This is a genomic window from Endozoicomonas sp. ALE010, from assembly GCF_049310165.1.
GTDB lineage: Bacteria > Pseudomonadota > Gammaproteobacteria > Pseudomonadales > Endozoicomonadaceae > Endozoicomonas.
Genome location: NZ_JBLYNV010000165.1, coordinates 1 through 2,363, shown reverse-complemented (window position 1 = coordinate 2,363; position 2,363 = coordinate 1). Strand labels below are relative to the sequence as shown.

Here is a 2,363-nt window from a genome sequence, read left to right as displayed (position 1 = left end):
ACAATATCCAGAGTAAAGGCTACAAGCTTCTGGATGATCCGGATGCCGCTCATTACCTTCTGCAGGTGAATATTCTGCAAGCGGGTAAAACTGACCCGGCTGCTGCCGAGCGAGCTCTGGCAGGCGGCTATGGTAGTGTGGTTGTTGGCGCAGCTGCCGGTTATGCGGTAGGCGGTAGTGGCACAGCCGCAACAGCTGGCGGACTGCTTTTTGGTGCGGCGGAGCTGGTCGCCAATAGTCTGGTCAAGGATGTCACCTACTCCCTGATCACCGATATCCAGCTCTCGGAAAGAGCCAAGGGCAGTGTCTCCAGCAACAGTGCCCACAGCTTGAAGCAGGGCAACAGCGGCTCCACCCAGGTTCAGTACAGTGAAGTGGGCGAGCGGAAGAAATACCAGACCCGGGTTGTTTCTACCGCCAACAAGGTCAATCTGAAATTTGAGGAAGCTTTGCCTGAGCTTAAGAAAGGGCTTTCGAATTCTATTTCGGGTTTGTTGTAAGCAATCACGCCACTTCATGAGGTATGGAGTGGCGCAAGCTTTTACCATTTCATTTTTTACTCAGCTCAGCCTCTATTCGCTTACGTTCAAAGCCTATATAGGATAGAGGATTACAGATATAAGATTCTCGAGGATGCTCGACACTAAACCTCACATGCTTAAACTTATCAATGACATCTACATAGTAATGATCTACAAGCCAACCTCCACAATTGACCTCTTGCATTTTTTTTTGTTTATCTGTCAAAACCCATGTCAATTTTGATTGATTATCAGGCAATACATTTATTATAAAGTCAGCCGTATATTTCCATGGTATAAAGGTTAACTTCAACCAGACTCCCCAAGGTAGATTTTTGCTTACATAAAGCTTGTTTTGTCGTTTTTTTTCCCCACTCCCAGAATTAATTAACAAATAAGAAGGCATCTCATAATCTATACCGCCTATGCTTTTTCGCTCTCCGGGCTGGAAAGTATCGGTGCGTTGCATTGCAATAACATGACCTTGGTCATCTACAACACGGAAGATACTCATAGACTCATATGTACTATTCTGGAAATAGTAAACAAATGACTGATATGAAATAATGTTCCATCCAATCCATAGCGTCAAAATAAGTACTCCACTAACAAGGAGCAGTCCCATTACTTTTAAAAAAGTCCGCACAGCTCCCCCTCAGATCTCAACAGTTACATTCAGGTTTTCTTTAAGCCACTTCTGGTACTGAGCCATATCAACACTGCCACGAATTTCTCCGTTACTGTCATCCCTATCCTCTATGATCATTCGATTCAGATCAGGAAATTGTGGTGCCGTTTTCTGGTACCGTGTTGCAGGTGGCGTCCAGTTTCTGCACTCAGCCCGCCCCCTACAACCCGGCCTCCAATCCGGGTCATTCTCATAAAAGATCTTTCTATCTTTATCATCTTTATAAAAGTTCCTTGCCACCCACTTATCGGCCGTTCTTTCATCATGAAGGACAGGCCTGTCTATCAAAACATGCTCCGCATTTAACTCGCCTAAACTCAGCCCCGCACTTTTAGCCTGCATAAACATCCACTGGAGTGGAGCATCTGAAAGGTCACCATCCGCATAACCCCCTCCAACATCGGTATGTGCACCAATAAATCCTTGCTCAATGACTTTACTATCACTACCGGTATTATGCTCATCACGCTCTACAGAAGATAATGAAAATTCATCACGATGCTCATTCAACGCAACGGCCTGTGCGACCCGATCTATTCGAGAATCTGTTGTGAGATCAAAATCACCATTATCAGGGTCGCCAGGTACTCCTATAGAACCTACTGTATCAAATAACCCCATAAAGCGGATTTTTATTGAGGGTAGCGGGGTACAAAGATCCCTATCTGAGTCTCGTCCTGCAAATAAGCGGTCATAATGGCCACTATCAATGCGATCAAATACATCATTACTGAACTCACGAGCAATTGCAGCTCCCCTGCTAAAACCAACAATGTCAATAATTCCATCTGAGAAATCAGGATCTTTCTCACGGATGAGGCGATCAAGTTCTCTCAAAGCATTATCAACCCGTTCACGAGCCTTATGACCGAACCCACCCCCCAATATTTCATCAGTTAATGTTCCATCCGTACCCACACCACGTTGGTAAAATGATGCACCTTTCCCACCATTCGCTGCATTATAATAGTCTTGGAACAATGCAACATTCGTTAAAGTTTCACCCTTTTCCAGATTATCCCTGTCCATCCCCGTCCCATCAAAAGCAAACAAAAACAGCCCTAATGGATCAGTGCTGACCAGCGGATTACTGTTCACATAGGCATAGGTATTGATGCCACCTCTCAACCCTATGGGATCACTCTGGCTGTATC

3 protein-coding genes are annotated in these 2,363 nt (G+C 45.1%); 1 reads left to right on the top strand and 2 read right to left on the bottom strand.

Annotation, left to right across the window (positions count from 1 at the left end; all coding sequences use genetic code 11):
* On the top strand, window positions 1-500 hold a 500-nt coding region (locus ACO6UY_RS24450; RefSeq protein ID WP_422491647.1), incomplete at its 5' end, for a complement resistance protein TraT.
* A gap of 49 nt (window positions 501-549) precedes the next feature.
* Here the strand turns inward: ACO6UY_RS24450 and ACO6UY_RS24445 are convergent.
* Together ACO6UY_RS24445 and ACO6UY_RS24440 are read right to left on the bottom strand one after the other, a co-directional pair.
* Window positions 550-1,113: a hypothetical protein gene (locus ACO6UY_RS24445; protein ID WP_146000176.1), complete on the bottom strand. Its 564-nt coding sequence runs from the start codon at window positions 1,111-1,113 to the stop codon at window positions 550-552.
* Window positions 1,114-1,176: 63 nt separating this feature from the next.
* Window positions 1,177-2,363: phospholipase effector Tle1 domain-containing protein (locus ACO6UY_RS24440; RefSeq protein WP_422491645.1), on the bottom strand; the 1,187-nt coding region annotated here is incomplete at its 5' end.